General features: G+C 74.3%; 16 protein-coding genes. 9 read left to right on the forward strand and 7 right to left on the reverse strand.

Annotation, left to right across the window (positions count from 1 at the left end):
* Positions 1 to 36: 36 nt before the first annotated feature.
* Entirely contained in the window at positions 37 to 1,353 is a 1,317-nt protein-coding gene (locus tag ACIQVI_RS05145; protein WP_403591213.1) for a DUF6271 family protein, read from the reverse strand.
* The gene (locus ACIQVI_RS05150) at positions 1,335 to 2,423 is read right to left on the reverse strand and encodes a phytanoyl-CoA dioxygenase family protein (protein ID WP_403591216.1); all 1,089 of its coding nucleotides are present in this window, start codon (positions 2,421 to 2,423) and stop codon (positions 1,335 to 1,337) included. The genes ACIQVI_RS05145 and ACIQVI_RS05150 overlap by 19 nt, the downstream gene beginning before the upstream one ends.
* Positions 2,424 to 2,898: 475 nt before the next feature.
* Between ACIQVI_RS05150 and ACIQVI_RS05155 the strand changes: the two genes are divergently transcribed.
* The 6 genes from ACIQVI_RS05155 to ACIQVI_RS05180 all read left to right on the forward strand — a co-directional run bounded on the left by ACIQVI_RS05155 (position 2,899) and on the right by ACIQVI_RS05180 (position 8,526).
* Entirely contained in the window at positions 2,899 to 3,756 is an 858-nt protein-coding gene (locus ACIQVI_RS05155) for a hypothetical protein (RefSeq protein ID WP_403591219.1), read from the forward strand.
* 72 nt (positions 3,757 to 3,828) lie between these two features.
* Complete coding sequence (locus ACIQVI_RS05160; protein WP_053642658.1) at positions 3,829 to 4,059, forward strand: acyl carrier protein; 231 nt, start codon at positions 3,829 to 3,831, stop codon at positions 4,057 to 4,059.
* Positions 4,060 to 4,069: 10 nt separating this feature from the next.
* A complete protein-coding gene (locus ACIQVI_RS05165; RefSeq protein ID WP_403591223.1) occupies positions 4,070 to 4,780 on the forward strand; it encodes a 4'-phosphopantetheinyl transferase family protein in 711 nt (236 codons plus the stop codon).
* Positions 4,781 to 5,030: 250 nt separating this feature from the next.
* Positions 5,031 to 6,110: a hypothetical protein gene (locus tag ACIQVI_RS05170; protein ID WP_351971987.1), complete on the forward strand. Its 1,080-nt coding sequence runs from the start codon at positions 5,031 to 5,033 to the stop codon at positions 6,108 to 6,110.
* Positions 6,111 to 6,362: 252 nt separating this feature from the next.
* Complete coding sequence (locus tag ACIQVI_RS05175; RefSeq protein WP_403591226.1) at positions 6,363 to 8,123, forward strand: tetratricopeptide repeat protein; 1,761 nt, start codon at positions 6,363 to 6,365, stop codon at positions 8,121 to 8,123.
* Positions 8,124 to 8,166: 43 nt separating this feature from the next.
* Complete coding sequence (locus ACIQVI_RS05180; RefSeq protein ID WP_351971985.1) at positions 8,167 to 8,526, forward strand: hypothetical protein; 360 nt, start codon at positions 8,167 to 8,169, stop codon at positions 8,524 to 8,526.
* 40 nt (positions 8,527 to 8,566) lie between these two features.
* Here the strand turns inward: ACIQVI_RS05180 and ACIQVI_RS05185 are convergent, their stop codons facing one another.
* Positions 8,567 to 9,157, reverse strand: coding sequence for an isochorismatase family protein (locus ACIQVI_RS05185; RefSeq protein ID WP_351971984.1), 591 nt, complete (start codon positions 9,155 to 9,157; stop codon positions 8,567 to 8,569).
* Between the two features lie 263 nt (positions 9,158 to 9,420).
* Here ACIQVI_RS05185 and ACIQVI_RS05190 point away from each other — a divergent pair, with 263 nt between their 5' ends.
* Both ACIQVI_RS05190 and ACIQVI_RS05195 read left to right on the forward strand, forming a co-directional pair.
* Complete coding sequence (locus ACIQVI_RS05190; protein WP_403591230.1) at positions 9,421 to 9,834, forward strand: STAS domain-containing protein; 414 nt, start codon at positions 9,421 to 9,423, stop codon at positions 9,832 to 9,834.
* Positions 9,827 to 10,291, forward strand: coding sequence for an ATP-binding protein (locus ACIQVI_RS05195; RefSeq protein ID WP_403591233.1), 465 nt, complete (start codon positions 9,827 to 9,829; stop codon positions 10,289 to 10,291). Before ACIQVI_RS05190 ends, ACIQVI_RS05195 begins: the two co-directional genes overlap by 8 nt.
* Here ACIQVI_RS05195 and ACIQVI_RS05200 read toward each other — a convergent pair.
* Complete coding sequence (locus ACIQVI_RS05200; protein ID WP_403591236.1) at positions 10,251 to 11,165, reverse strand: SigB/SigF/SigG family RNA polymerase sigma factor; 915 nt, start codon at positions 11,163 to 11,165, stop codon at positions 10,251 to 10,253. The two genes, ACIQVI_RS05195 and ACIQVI_RS05200, sit on opposite strands and share 41 nt — an antisense overlap.
* A 176-nt stretch (positions 11,166 to 11,341) precedes the next feature.
* On the opposite strand from ACIQVI_RS05200, the gene ACIQVI_RS05205 reads away from it, so the two are divergent.
* Positions 11,342 to 11,665 (forward strand): plasmid stabilization protein, encoded by a 324-nt coding sequence (locus ACIQVI_RS05205; protein ID WP_403591238.1) that lies wholly within the window; start codon positions 11,342 to 11,344, stop codon positions 11,663 to 11,665.
* A 106-nt stretch (positions 11,666 to 11,771) separates the two neighbouring features.
* Here the strand turns inward: ACIQVI_RS05205 and ACIQVI_RS05210 are convergent, their stop codons facing one another.
* The 3 genes from ACIQVI_RS05210 to ACIQVI_RS05220 all read right to left on the reverse strand — a co-directional run bounded on the left by ACIQVI_RS05210 (position 11,772) and on the right by ACIQVI_RS05220 (position 14,011).
* Positions 11,772 to 11,927, reverse strand: a complete 156-nt coding sequence (locus ACIQVI_RS05210; RefSeq protein ID WP_062760470.1) for a hypothetical protein — start codon at positions 11,925 to 11,927, stop codon at positions 11,772 to 11,774.
* Between the two features lie 107 nt (positions 11,928 to 12,034).
* The gene (locus ACIQVI_RS05215; protein WP_403591240.1) at positions 12,035 to 13,384 is read right to left on the reverse strand and encodes a carboxyl transferase domain-containing protein; all 1,350 of its coding nucleotides are present in this window, start codon (positions 13,382 to 13,384) and stop codon (positions 12,035 to 12,037) included.
* Positions 13,385 to 13,552: 168 nt separating this feature from the next.
* On the reverse strand, positions 13,553 to 14,011 hold the full coding sequence (locus tag ACIQVI_RS05220; RefSeq protein WP_403591242.1) for a Crp/Fnr family transcriptional regulator: 459 nt from the start codon (positions 14,009 to 14,011) through the stop codon (positions 13,553 to 13,555).
* Positions 14,012 to 14,166: the final 155 nt, after the last annotated feature.

The raw sequence follows: 14,166 nt of genomic DNA on the forward strand, positions 1-14,166 counted from the left end.
CCGCCCCGGGCCGGGGGAGGGACCGTGGACGGCGGCTCATGCGGTGCCTTTCGGGGACGGGGGACGCTCCGCGCCCGCGCGGACCAGGGGTGCCCAGGCGTCGAGGAGCAGGGCGAAGTCCGCCATGTCCCGCCGCGCCTCGTCGAGGAGGCGCTCGCGGCGGGCGGCGAGGACGTCGGCGGCGGCCGCGTACCGGCCGCCGAGCTTGCGGTAGGAGCGCTCGACCACGTCGAACCGCTCGCCGTTCTCCACCGGATCGATCCCCGTGCCGTCCCCGACCAGCGCGGCGACGGCGGAGGCGCGGAGGAGCCCGTCGCCGTCCAGCAGCCCGTCACCGGCCGCCGCCGCCCCGGCGTACACGGCTTGGAGGTGCGGGACGGCGAGCAGGAACTTCGTCAGCCGCAGCTGGTACGCGAGGAAGCCCGCGTCCGAACGGCGCTCGGGCGTGTGGAAGTTGACGATGTGCCGGTTGTGCAGGACGCCGGGCAGCCGGGCGCCGTGCACCAGGTGGAGGAGGAAGTAGTCGCTGCCGATGGTGTCGGTGGCGGGCGGCAGCGGCACCCGGCCGTACACCCCGCGCGCGAAGGCCACGTTGCACATGTCCACGCGCGTGGGGCCGACGGTGGTGAGCGTGGTGAGGTCCCCGGTGAACGCGGCGGTCCCGGCGCCCCGGAACGCCTCGTCGACGAGGTTGCGCCGCCAGACCTCCGGATACCCGGCCGGGACCGTCAGGCCGACGAGGTCGTCGTACACGAGGGGGTCGAGGGCCCGGATCTCCGCCACGTCCACGGACATCTCGCCGACGAACGAGCCGCCGACCACCGCCACCGGCCGGTCCGCGAGCGCCGGGTCGAGCCTGCTCCGCGACACGGCCCCCGCCACGTCGGCGGCCCGCCGGCCCAGCGCCGTCAGTTCGTGGTGGATCGGGAAGACGGGCTTCCCGTCCAGGTACTGGTAGCGGCTGTCGGAGTCCCTGCGGTGCACCGAGGCGCAGCCCAGGGCCTCCGCGATCAGGAAGGCCCGGTTGGTGCAGGCCCCGTAGGAGACCCCGGACGGCAGCATCAGGCCGAGCACCCGGTCCGGCTCGGCGACCCCGGACCGGGCGACCGCCCGGCGCAGGAAGTCCCGCTGCTCGTCCTCGTCGAAGTGGTGGACGACCACGCCGGGTTCCGGCGGCAGCGCGGCCACCGCCTCCCGGTGGGCGGCGAGGGCGGCGGGTCCGGAGGAGTCCAGGACCAGCAGGCGCACCTCGACGCCGAAGTGCCGGGCGCCGTACGCGGCCTCCTCGGCGACCGCCCGCAGGGTCGCGGCGCAGGCCCGGTCGGTGGGGAGGGTCAGGCAGACGCGGCGCACGACGGCTCCCCGTCCTTGCTCCCGTGCCCGTCGCGGTCCTTCCACGAGGTGAGTCCGAGCAGCCGGCCGCCCAGCTCGTTCAGGACGGCCGTGGGGTAGCGCTCGGACTCGTGCCGCACGGGGTCGCCGACCAGGGTGCGGTTCCAGCGCGGGGTGCGCAGGTGCCGCCAGGAGTCGACCCGGGACCTCCGCAGCCGCTCGTGCTCCTCCAGGGCGGGCATCATCGACAGGTACTGGACGGCCCGCACCTGGTCCTCCGAGGTGTTGCGGGCCACCCCGTGGGCGAGGAGCCCGTTCCAGATGAGCAGGTCGCCGGGGCGCAGGTCGGGGCGGACGACGGGGTACTCGGCCCGGTCCGCGGCGGGCCGGAGCGGGTCCCGGTCGGCGGGCTGGCCGACCTTCCACTCCTCGAACCGCCGGAACAGCTCCGGGCAGCACTGGAACCCGCCCGACTCGGGCCGGGTCTCGTTGAGCGCGATGATCCCCTGCACCCGCTGCGGCGGCACGCCGAGCGTGGTGTCGATGTCCCAGTGCAGCTCGATGTCGAAGCCCCGGTCGGTGGGCTCGATCAGGGCGCGGTCGCGGTTCCCGATGTTGGGCGGGTTGAGGTTGAGCCGGTCCTGGGTGACCCACAGCTCCTCGCAGTCCCACACGTCCACGAAGGCGTCGTACACCCGCTGCGACTGGCGGCTGTCCCACAGGAGCTGGTGGTGGTACGCCTCCACGAAGCCGTAGACGTGCAGCTGGCGGTCGAGTTCGGAGCGGAACGGCCGGTCCTCGTACCAGGTGTCCGGCCGCTCCGGGTCGAGCCCCTGGAAGTCCCAGGCGAAGTCCAGGAGCCGCCGGGCCGCCTCCGCCGGGACCGCCTCCCGGACGACGACGTAGCCGTACGTCTGCCAGTGCGCGAAGTCCTCCTCGGACAGCACCCGCAGCGGCCGCGACTTCCTCAGCTCCCGCAGGGTGGTCTGCGCGAGGTAGGACTCGCCGTCCGCGCTGAAGTACGGCAGGTCCGAGGCCGCCCGGTACAGATGAGGGCGGCGCGGCGGGCGGTGCGGGGCGGGGGTCGTCATGGGTCCCTCCAGGGGCGGGAGTCGGGGGAGGAGGTCCGGGGCGGGGAGCGCTCCTCCCCGGCCGGCGGGCAGCACGCGGCGACCCCCGGCGAAGGGAGCGGCGGCGGACGGCACGGACGGCCGGACGTGCCGTGGCGCTGGTCAGACGCCACGCCGTGCGAAAGAATTGGTTTAGACCTTAGCGGTTGGCAAGTGCCATCTCAATACGCCGAGTTGAGACGTGGAGGGATCCGGGCAAACGTTGTCATGGCGGTTACTTTGGTCTAGACAACAGAGGGGGAACTGGCTTACTGTCCCCTTGCGCGGCCCGGTTCCTGACGGTTCGTCAGTCGACTTTCCGCCGTGCCGCGACCGGCGCCGTCCGCCCGCGAGGCCACCCGTGAGGCCGTCCGCGGCCGCGGACCGGGCCGCGGCGCGTCCGCCCGTCCCGCCGGCGCCCCCGACTCTTCGCCCACCCCAGAGGGAGCGGTTCCCCATGAGCACACCCGGCACCACGGTCCTGCCCGACGGCGGTCTGAGGAGCCCCGGACCGGGCCTGATCACCCTGGACCCGGACCACACCGCGCTGCTGCGCGGCCTGGACGAGCTGCTCACCGGCCTGGCCGCCCGGCTCTCCGCCCCCGAGGTGGTGGGACCGCCGCTGCTCTCCGTGGAGGGCCTCGCCCGCCTCGACTTCTTCCGCAACTTTCCCCACCTCGGCGTCTCCGCCGGACGGTTCGCGCCCGACGCGCTCGACGGCCTGGCGGCCGGAGAGGCCCCGGCCGGACTCCCGCTCCGGCCGACCGGCTACCTGCTGCCGTCCGCCACCTGCTACGGACTGCTGCTCTCCCTGGAGGGCCGGGACGTCGGCGAGGAGGGCCTGCGGCTCTCCGCGACCGGCCGCTGCTTCCGCAACGAGACCCACTTCGACGGCCTGCGGCGCCTGTGGGGCTTCCACATGCGCGAGGTCCTCTACCTCGGCACCCAGCAGGGCGCCCTCGCACACCTGGAGCAGGGGACCGCGTTCGTCCAGGAGCTGGCCGGACGCCTCGGTCTCGACCTCACCCGGGCCGTCGCCGACGACCCCTTCTACGACAAGGGCGGCTCCCGGGCCCGGCTGATGGCCCTCGACCCGGTCAAGCACGAGTTCAGCGCCCCCGACGGCACGGCGATCGCCTCCGTGAACCGGCACCGCAACTTCTTCGGCGAGCGCCTGGACATCCGCGCGGGCGCCGAAGGACCGGCGTACAGCGCCTGCGTCGCCTTCGGCGTCGAGCGCTGGGTCCACGCGATGCTCCTCGCCCACGGCACCCCCGGGCGGGCCCTCGACCGCCTGCGCGAGGCCGCCGCCTGACCCGCCGGGCCCCCGCCCGCACGCACACCCCGCACAGCGCACAACCGGTTCAGTAAGGAGCGACCCCACCCCATGGAACGCATCGCCGAGTGGCTTCACGAGAAGAACCCCGGCCTCGACGGACCGATCGACCCCGACGAGGACCTCATCGAGGCCCGTCTCATCGACTCCATGGACTTCCTGGAGTTCGTCGACCTCCTGGAGGAGCTCTCCGGCCGCTCCATCGACCTCCAGGAGGTCACCATCGACGACTTCCGCACGCTCGGCCGCGTCCGGCAGCGCTTCCTCAGCGCCGCCGGATGACCACCCGCCGGTGAACGGGTGGGCGGGCGGGGGCCGTACGGTCCTCGCCGCGGTGGCGACCACCGCCGAGGTCCTGGCCCGCCCGGAGCTGCACGAGGGGCTCCTCGCGCCGTGGGAACGGCGGCGCCTCGACCGGACGCGGATCCCCGCCCGCCGCGACGACGTCCTCGCGGCGCGCCTCCTGGTGCGCCTGTGCGCCGCCCGGTTCACCGGACTGTCCCCCGGCGAGTCCGGCCCCGAGCAGCACTGCGCCGCGTGCGACGGCGACGGCCACGGGCGCCCCTACCTCGCCGGCCGGCCCGGACTCGGCGTCAGCATGAGCCACGCCGACGGCCTGGTCGCGGCCGCCGTCGGCCCCGGCCCGGTCGGCGTCGACGTGGAGCCCGCGACGCGCCGGCCGGGACCCCCGTCCGTCCTGCGGCGGGTCCTGCCCGAGGCCGACCTGCGCGAGGCCGCCGCCCTGCCGGACCCCGGCCCGGCGCTGCTCCGGCTGTGGGTACGGGGCGAGGCCCTGTTCAAGGCGGGCGGCGGACCCGGCCTCCGGCTCCTCGAATGGACCGACGACGAACGGGGGGCGGTCGTGGCGGTCGCGGCCGAGGCCCCCGTGATTCGCGATGTCGGTCGAACGGGTGCAGTGTGGAAGAGAGGGGCGTCCTACGGCGGAGCACGAGGCCGGGACGAAGACATGGGGGCTGAAGAACAACGGAGCGAAGACCGGTGACAGCGGCCATGCCGCGGATGACGGGCCGCTTCACGCGCCCTTGACCGGGCGCGGGCACAGCTCGACGAGAGCAATGCCGGAGACGACGGACCATCGTTCGCGGCGGGCCTTCACGGAGGGCGCGAGTGCCGGTTTCCGGTCCAATGTTCGCTCGATCCCGATACGGCGGAGCACGAGAGCTGTTCCGCCGGAATCGCGGACGCCGGTGACTGGACGACTCGTACCGGTCGAAACTGGTTGGGAGCGAATCATGACATTCGTTTCACTGCGTGATATCCGCTGCGACGAGGAAACGGACGAGGTCGGCGACGACGAGATCTACGTCCTGATGAGCACGGTCAACCTCGGGGCACACGTCAACGTCGAGGGGATTCCCATCCCCGTTCCCTCGTTCGACGTCTGGCGGTTCGGCATCTTCGAAGGCTTCGCCGAGGGCGACACGAAGGGCCAGCCCTTCCAGCCGTTCTGGACGGCGCCGCTGGCCGACCCGGATCAGGCGATCTTCGTCGGCTCGGTGATAGAGAACGACAACGGCGTGCCGGAGCAGTACCAGCATCTCCTGCGCCTCGTCGTCCCCAAGTCGCTGGCGTCGTCGATCGGCGAGCCGCTCGACCTCGTGCGGTCGAAGCTGGTCAGGGAGATCAACGAAGCGCTGAACGGTGTGGACCTTCCCATCCCGTTCGCCCTCGACGACGACCACGTCGGCACTCAGGAGCTCCGGTACGAACACCCCGAACTCCAGCGGGCCACCGGGGACCTGGTGCCGAAGGTCCTCTCGTACAACGGCGACGGCGGACGCTACCGCGTGACGTTCGACGTGTCGCCCGACATCTTCGGGGCGATCCGCGACCGCTGGATCGCGCTGGGTGCCGGCAACTCACCGGTCGGCCGGCCGGTCTCCGGAGAGATCCCCACCTTCGACGGACAGGGTCGCTCCATGAACTTCTCGGCCGGCGTCATCTCGTGGCACCCGGAGACGGGTGCCCACGGTGTGTGGGGCGCCATCAACGGCCGCTGGCTGCAGATCGGGCGCGAACAGTTCGGCTACCCGATCACCGACGAGTTCAGCAGCGGCAGCGGTCGCATGAGCACCTTCAAGGCGCTCCACCTCCAGGGGAAGCCCGAGGCCTCGATCTTCTGGACCCCGCAGACCGGGGCGGTCGAGATCTTCGGCGCCATCCACGCGCACTGGAAGTCCATGGGCGCCGGCGGATCCGGCATCGGAGGTCCCGTCTCGCCCGAGCAGGACGCACCCGGAGGCCGGATCCAGAACTTCCAGAACGGGAGGCTGTTCTGGAACGCGGCGACCGGGCAGGTGTCCCAGGCCTGAGCAGGCCGTTGCCGAACGCTCCGGCCGACAGCGGCGGTTGCTTCCCGGCCGGCGTACGGCTCCGGGGACGAGCACGGTCCTGAGGAACCACCGGGCCCGTCCCCCAGGGGCGCCCGCCGGGCCCCGGACGGCGAACGGCGGGGAAGCGCACGCCCCCCGGGGCGGCCTCCGGCCGGTGAAGGCGGCTTCACGCGGATTTCACCGACGCGGGCGACCATGGCCCTCCGGCACGGACGGACGAGGGGGAGCGTCATGGCGGAGCGGGAGACACCGGGGGCGGGGACGCCGCTCGACGAGCTGGGGCGGACCGTCGCCGCCCTCCGGCGCGCCGCACGCGCCGACCCCGGCCGGTACCTTCCCCGACTCGGCTACACCCTCCTGCGGTTCGGCTCGCTGCTCGCGACGGAACCGGGTCGGACGGCGGAGTCGGTGGACGTCCTGGGAGAGGCCGCCGAGGCGTACCGGCGGCTCTCCGGGGAGCACCTCCCGGGCCTGGGCATCGCGCTCCAGCGGCAGGCTCTGGGCCTCGGCGCCCTCGGCCGGCACCGGGAGGGGCTCGGGGCGGCCCGGGAAGCGGTGGAGGTCTGGCGCGGACTCGTCGCGGAAGGCGTCGAGGGGAGCAGGGCCGAACTGGCCGGCGCGCTCCTCGTCCTCGGTGGCCGGCTCGCCGAGACGGGCCACCACCACGAAGCCCTCGACCGCATCGAGGAGGCGGTGGAGACACGGCGCCTCCTCGTCGACCGGGCGAACGGGACGGGCCGGACGGAACTCGCCTCGGCCCTCCAGGAACTCGGCGTCAAAATGGGGGAGATGGGACGCCAGGAGGAGGCCCTCGTCCCCTTGCGCGCGTCGGTCGCCGCGTACCGCGAAACGGCCGGGACGGCGGACGGACGCGAGGTCGGGGACCTGGGCGGGCACGCGGTGGCCGCGTTCGCGACGGGCCGCACGCTCCTCGGCCTCGGCCGCACCGGCGAGGCGCGCCCGTACTTCGCCGAGGCGGCCGCCCTCCACGCCGAGATCACCGCCCGCGAACCGGCCGCCACCGCCTTCCTCGACCACCTGTTCGCCCTCCACGGCCACCGCCTCACATATGAGGAGGGAATCGCGGCCTGGACGAGGACCCCGGACGGGACGACGGCTTCCGGCCGCCCGGAGGACGGTCCCACGATCCCCGGCCCGGCCGGCCCCACCCTCTTCGAGCGGATCGACCGCCTCAACGCCCAGGGCCTCGCCCTCGCCGACTCCGGGCGGCCCGGGCTCGCCGTCGAGCCCCTGACCGAGGCCCTCGCCCTCGGGCGGGCGGCGGCCGTCGGCACGGGAACCGCCGGTGCCGTCTCGCTCGCCCGTACGCTGCACCACCTCGCTTTCGTACGGGCCTGGTCCGGCCGCCGCGCGGAGGCGCTGGAGGCGGTCGACGAGGCCGTGCACCTCTGCCGGCGCCATCTCGTCGACGCGCCCGAGACCGTACGGCCCCTGCTCGCCGACGCCGCCGACAGCCTGGGCAGCCGGCTGGCCGTGCTCGGCCGCCACCGCGACGCCGTCGCCCCCGCGACCGAGTCCGCGGCGCTCTTCCGGCAGCTCGCCCACGCCGACCCGGCCGCGTACCGGGGCGAGCTGGCCCGGGTGCTCAACAACCTGAGCGTCCGGCTCTGCGACGCCGACCGCCACGCCGAGGCGCTCGCCGCCACGGAAGAGTCCCTGGAGATCCACCGGAGCCTCCACCGCGAAGACCCCGCCGCCCACCTGCCCGGACTCGTCCACGCCCTCGCCAACCTCGCCCTCCGCCTCGCCCGCCTGGACCGGCACGACGAGGTGGCGGCCCCCACGGCGGAGGCCGTCCGCCACCTGCGGCACCTGGACCGGATCCACCCGAACAACGACGTCGCCGCGCTCGCCGAATCCCTGACCTGGCTCGGCCGGCACCTGCGGAGACACGGTCACCGCGACACGGCCCGCGACACCGAGCGCGCGGCGCGGGAGCTGCGCCGCCACGCCCCGGAACCGGGGCGGTAGGACGTACGGAACCGGACGGGGCCGCCCCGCGTCCCTCCCGGGCATGAGCGAGAACCCCTCGGAGGAGTCCCGCGACCGGATGGAGAGCGCCGTCGGCTGTCTGCTCGCCGTCCTCGGCGTCACGGTCGCGGGCGCCTTCGCGCTGCCCCGGGCCGCGTACAGCATCGACGGCGGTTTCGAGGCGCACGCCCGGGACTGGGGCGTGATCCTCGTCGACCTGCCGCTCATCCTCTTCGCCGGGCTCGTCGTCCCGCCCCTGACCTGGGCGGCGGCCACGCGGTGGCTCCGCCCGTGGGCGGCGGCCCTCGTCTGCGCGGCCGTCGTGGCCCTGGGCCTCTGGCTCCTGGCCGCCGTGTGGCACCCGCGCCAGGACCCCGACCCGGGCTACGGCCCCGGCATCTGAAGGCCGCCCGCCGGAGGCGGCCCCCGTCGTACGGCCCCGGTCAGACCAGGACCACGGGCCGCCCGCTCAGCCCGACGCCCGCCGCGCGCAGCTCGTCGAGCGCGCGGTCCGTGGTGTCGGCGGCCACGCCGACCGTGTGGTCGAGGAGGACCCGCACGTCGAAGCCCTCCCGGACCCCGCCGAAGGCGGTGGCCTTCACGCAGTGGTCCGTACCGATCCCGACGACGTCGACCCCGTCCACCCCACGGGCGCGCAGCCAGTCGCCCAGCGGCGTACCGCCCTCGGTCGCGCCCTCGAAGCCGCTCTTCGAGGCGGAGTGGGCGCCCTTGAGGAAGACCTCCTCCACGGCCCCGGAGGCGACGGCGGCCGCGAAGTCCGGATGGAACTCGGCGCCCTCGGTGCCGGCGACGCAGTGCACCGGGAAGGAGTCCTCGAAGTCGGGCTCGTCCGAGAAGTGCCCGCCCGGGTCGATGTGGTGGTCACGGGTGGCGACCACGTGCGCGTACCGGTCACCGGCGCCCCGGACCAGGCCGGCGAGGGCGACGGCCAGCTCGGTCGCGCCGCTCACGGGGACGTCGCCCCCCTCGCAGAAGTCCTTCTGTACATCGACGACGATCAGGGCACGGCGCACGGGAGCGGCCTTTCCTCGGGGGTGGAAGATTCCCCGGCATCGTCCCGCCCCCAAGGCGTCCCGGGTGGGGCGCACGCCCGCCGTTCACCCGATCGGGATCATGGAAACGGGCCTCCCGGGAGGGAACCGCCGGACCGCCGGCGGACGCCCCGGACGGGACCCCCGGCCCCCGCCGCGCGCTCCAGGGAGGTCATCCGGCGCCACCTGCCCGAAACTGGGGGGAGGGAAGAGCCACCGAGAGGGACGAGGAGAGGGGCGAGCCCATGGACGTGGACGGCGGCGCAGGGGCGTGGCGGACGCCCGGCCGTGCCCGGTTCGACGTACGGGTCCGGCCCGGGACGGCCGACGGGGTGGTGGTGCTCGAACTGGGCGGGGAGCTCGACCACGACACGGTCGCGCCCCTGCGCGAGGCGGTGGAGGAGCACGCCCGGGCCCGGCGGATCGTCGTCGACTGCTCGGGCCTCGGCTTCTGCGACTCGACGGGGCTCAACGCCCTCCTGAAGGCCCGCCTGCGGATGCGGGAGACCGGCGGACACCTGGACCTCGCCGGGCTGCGCCCGCCGGTGGACCGGATGTTCGACATCACCGGGGCCAGGGCCGTCTTCCGGGTGTACGAGGACACCGACCGGGCCCTGGCCGATCCGGCGCCGCACGACGGCGGAGCCGGCCGTGACTGACGGCGACGCCGGCGCGGACGGCGTCCAGGTCCGGAGGCTGCCGCTGCGCGGGGCGCGGCGGGTGGTGTCGCGCTGCCGGGACTTCACGGCGGAGGCGTTGGCGGACTGGGGGTGGATTCCGGCGGGGAGCGAGGCGGGGGAGGAGCGGGCCGAGGACGTCCTGCTGCTGGTGTCCGAGGTGGTCACCAACGCCTGTCTGCACGCCGGGGGCCCCGTGGAGTTCGTCCTGCGGCACGAACGGGGACGCCTGCGGGTGGAGGTCTCCGACCCCAGCCCCGAACCGCCCCGGCCGCGCGCACCCCGCTCGCCCGCACTGCCCGGCGGGCACGGGCTGATGGTGCTGGACAGGCTGGCGGGGGCGTGGGGCTACGAGGCCAGGGGTGCGGGGGCGGCGGGCAAGGTGGTGTGGCTGGAGATCAGCCGGGTTCCGGACCGTCCTCCAGCAGAGCTGCTCTGAGCTCACCGAGGACACGGGTGAGCAGCCGCGAGACCTGCATCTGGGAGAGCCCGATCCGCCGGCCGATCTCGGCCTGCGTGAGCTCCTCCCCGAACCGCAGCGACAGGATCCGCCGGTCGCGCTCGTCGAGCCGGTCGAGCAGGGGCCGCAGCGCGGCCAGGGACTCGATCAGCTCGTAGGCGGGCTCGGCGGTCGCCAGATGCCGGGGCTTCGCACCGGAGGTCTCCTCGTCGTCCCCCGCGGGCGTGTCGAGGGAGCGGGTGGCGTACCCGTGGGCGGCGAGCTGTCCTTCCGCGACCTCTTCCTCGCTCAGGTGGAGGTGGTGGGCGAGTTCGGTGCGGGTGGGGCGGCGGCCGAGGTGTTGTTCGAGGTGGTCGGCGGTTTTGGCGAGGTCGATGCGGAGTTCTTGGAGGCGTCGGGGGACGCGGACGGCCCAGCTGGTGTCGCGGAAGAAGCGTTTCATTTCGCCGACGATGGTGGGCAGGGCGAAGGCGGAGAAGTCGACGGCGCGGTCCGGGTCGAAGCGGTTGATGGCTTTGATGAGTCCGATGGTGCCGACCTGGATGATGTCTTCGGTGGGTTCGGCGCGGTTGCGGAAGCGGCGGGCGGCGAATTTGACGAGGCTGAGGTTGAGTTCGACGAGGGTGTTGCGGACGTAGGCGTGTTCGGGGGTGCCTTCTTCGAGTTCGGCCAGGCGGGTGAGGAGGGCGGCGGAGAGGGGTTGGGCGTCGTCGGTGGAGACGGTGGTGGGGTGGGTCAGCTCGGGCAGTCCGTCCAGGGCCGTCCGGCGCATCGACGCCCCCGGATTCCCGGGAATCCCGGCGACCTCAGGGGCGTGGCCGAGGGTGACGGACGGAACGCGGGGGGTGGACATGAGGCTCCTTCGACGGTGCGCGGGACCTGCCCCGGCCCCGTGAAAAGGGCGACGGCGCGGGTCCGCCGGTCAAACGTCTTGAATCAGGATGCCCCGTATCAAGGGGTTTGGCACGATTTCCCGGGGAAGCCGTGCAGCGAGGAGACGGAGCCGTCTCCGGCCGAGAGGAGCGAACGATGCCGCGCGGATCGAGCCCCAAGCGGGAGCGACAGTACGAGCACATCAAGGACAGCGCCCTGGACCGGGGCGAGAGCGAGAAGCGCGCCGAGGAGATCGCCGCGCGCACGGTCAACAAGGAGCGGGCGAGGAGCGGCGAGTCCAAGACCGCCAGCAAGAGCTCCACGCAGGACATGTCCTCCGCGCGCCGGGGCGGCAAGAACGCGCACAGCGGCGCGCAGGGACCGACGTACGACCAGCTCTACGCCGAGGCCAAGCGCCGCAACGTCCACGGCCGCTCCTCGATGGACAAGGCGGAGCTGAAGAAGGCCCTGGGCCAGTGACGGCCCCGGCCCGCTGAACGGTTCTCGTGCCGTGTCCCTTCGTGCCGTGGCCCGGACGGTCACCGTCCGGGCCACGGCACGAAGAACGCCTCCGCTCACCAAGGACTCACCAGCGGTACCAGCGGCCGCTGCCGCTGCGCATGAAGAAGCCGAGCACCCACAGCACCAGCAGGGCGATGGCGATGTACCAAAGCACGTCGACCGCGAAGCCCGCGCCGAAGAGGACCAGGATCACCAGGAGGACGAGGAGCAGGGGAACCATGACGTCACCTCCGTCATTCACGGTGTCGTCCGGCGCTCGTCCGCCCGGACACCCGCTACACCGCCCCTGCCCGCTCCCCTCGCGGTCATGCGCCGCCGCGCACGTTCCTACGACACGGGCCGGGGCCCCACCACACCCCGGGCGATCCCGAGGTCGACCAGGTCCAGGGGCCGCAGCCGGAGCCGGTCGGCGGTCTCACCGGCCTCCCCGGGAGGGCGCTTCAAGATGGCCGCGGCCGCCTCGGGCGCGATGACGGAGAAGTACGCGTCCGGGGTGACCCAGGTGTTCCCCGGGGCCGCGAGCGCCAGCGCCCCGCCCGAGCCGCCCTCCCCGACGAGCAGCGAGGTCAGCGGGGTGCGCGCGCTCGCGACGGCGGCGAACAGGTCCGCGATCGCGCTGCCCGCGCCCGAGCGCTCCGCCTCCGCGTCGTTGGCGGCCCCCGGGGTGTCGACCAGCGTGAGCACCGGGACGCCGAGGCGACCCGCGAGGCGCACCAGCCGGGCGGCCGTGCGGAAGCCGGCCGGACGGGTCGCGGTGCCGCACTGCGCCGCGTAGGCGACGGTGCGCCCGTCGGGCAGCCGCCCGAAACCGCACCGCACGCCCGGGTCGACACCGCCGCAGCGGTCCCCGGAGATCTCCTCGCGCAGGATGAAGTGGGCGTCGAGGTACGCCCCGGCCCGGGGCCTTTCTGGGTGCCGGGCCCGCGCCACGGCCTCCCGGCCGCTCGCGGCGGGCGCCGCGCCGGGGTCCCCGAGCGCGTACGGCGGCGGCACCGGGCCCCGCGCCGGGCGGGTCAGCAGGGACAGCCACCGCCCGAGGACGGCGCGCAGCGCCTCCGGCGGCACGATCGCGTCCACGTGCCCGTGCGCGAGCTGCGCCTCCGCGGTGTACGCGGCCGGGTCCGCGTCCGGCGGCCGCACCCGGGACCCGGCGAAGGCGACCTGGGCGCCGGGCAGGGCCAGGACGACGTCGGAGCCCGCGCCGAGGGTGGCCCAGCCGCCCCCGGTCGTCGGATCCCGCAGGACCGCGATCTGCGGCAGCCCGGCGGCCCGGGTCAGCTCCGACTCGCGGGCCAGGTTCTGGAGCTGGAGGAGGGCCCGCATCCCCTCGTGCATCCGGCTGCCGCCGGTGGCCGGCAGGACCACCACGGGCAGCCGCCGCGCCCGGGCCAGGGCGTGGGCCGCGACGGCCCGCGCCCCCGTCCGCTCGCCGAGGGAACCGCCCAGGAACCCGAACTCGAAGGAGATCAGGACCGCCTCGACCCCGCCCACCGTGCCCGTCCCGCAGACCACCGACTCGGTCTCGCCGGTCCGGGCGGCGGCACGGGCGTGCGCGGCGGAGTACCCGGGCCAGCCGATCGGCCCGTCACCGGTCAGGGGGCCCTCGTCGAAGGGCAGTTCGGTGAACTCGTCGGTCACGAGGGCGATCGCTCCCCGTGCCGTCGTCGGATCGGTCATGCGGGCCTCGCAGCCGGTCGCCGGTGCGTACGGGAACGCGTACGGACGGATCGCGCGTACGGGTGGAGCACGCGTACGGACGGAACGCGCGTACGGAGGGATCAGCGGTGCGCCCCCACCGTACCGCCCGGTCCGGCACCGCCCCGGGGCGGCCCCGCCCGGCCGGTCTCAGGCCATGATCCCGCTCCCGTGCGGCGCGTACAGGTCCAGGAGCCGGACCCGGGTCACCTGGAGGCGGTGCGCCAGGATCGAGCCCAGCCAGAACAGGACCGAGGCGCCGAACTCCGGATCGGAGCCGCACATCGACCGGACCGCCGGGGCGTTGAACTCGTACGCCCGCACCGGCGTCATCGCCTCGGCCCCCGACTGGCACAGGTACGGCGGGAACATCCACGAGAGCCCGACCAGCTCGCCGTGGTGCAGCGTCTCGATCACGGGCGCCCCGCGCCCCGGCACCCGCGCGTCGAGCGTCACCGCGCCCGTCTTCACGATCCAGAACCGGTCGGCGTGCTGGTGCTCCTCGAAGAGGCGGTGACCGGACTCGAAGTACACGTCCTCGGCGAAGGCCATCAGGCGTTCCCGGTGCTCCGGGGGCAACGTGCTGACCTTGGGCGTGGTACTGCTCATGGCGGACCCTCCTCGGACACTCGACTCCCACCCCCAGTGTCGGCCAAGGAGCCGCCGCGCGCGCAGGATCCGCCCGCCGTCACGCCCCCGGAACGCCCGCTCACCCTCCGTACGCCCCCTCCGTATGCCCCTCCGTACGTCCTGCCGTCCGGCCC

This window comes from Streptomyces sp. NPDC098101 (assembly GCF_044760185.1).
GTDB lineage: Bacteria > Actinomycetota > Actinomycetes > Streptomycetales > Streptomycetaceae > Streptomyces.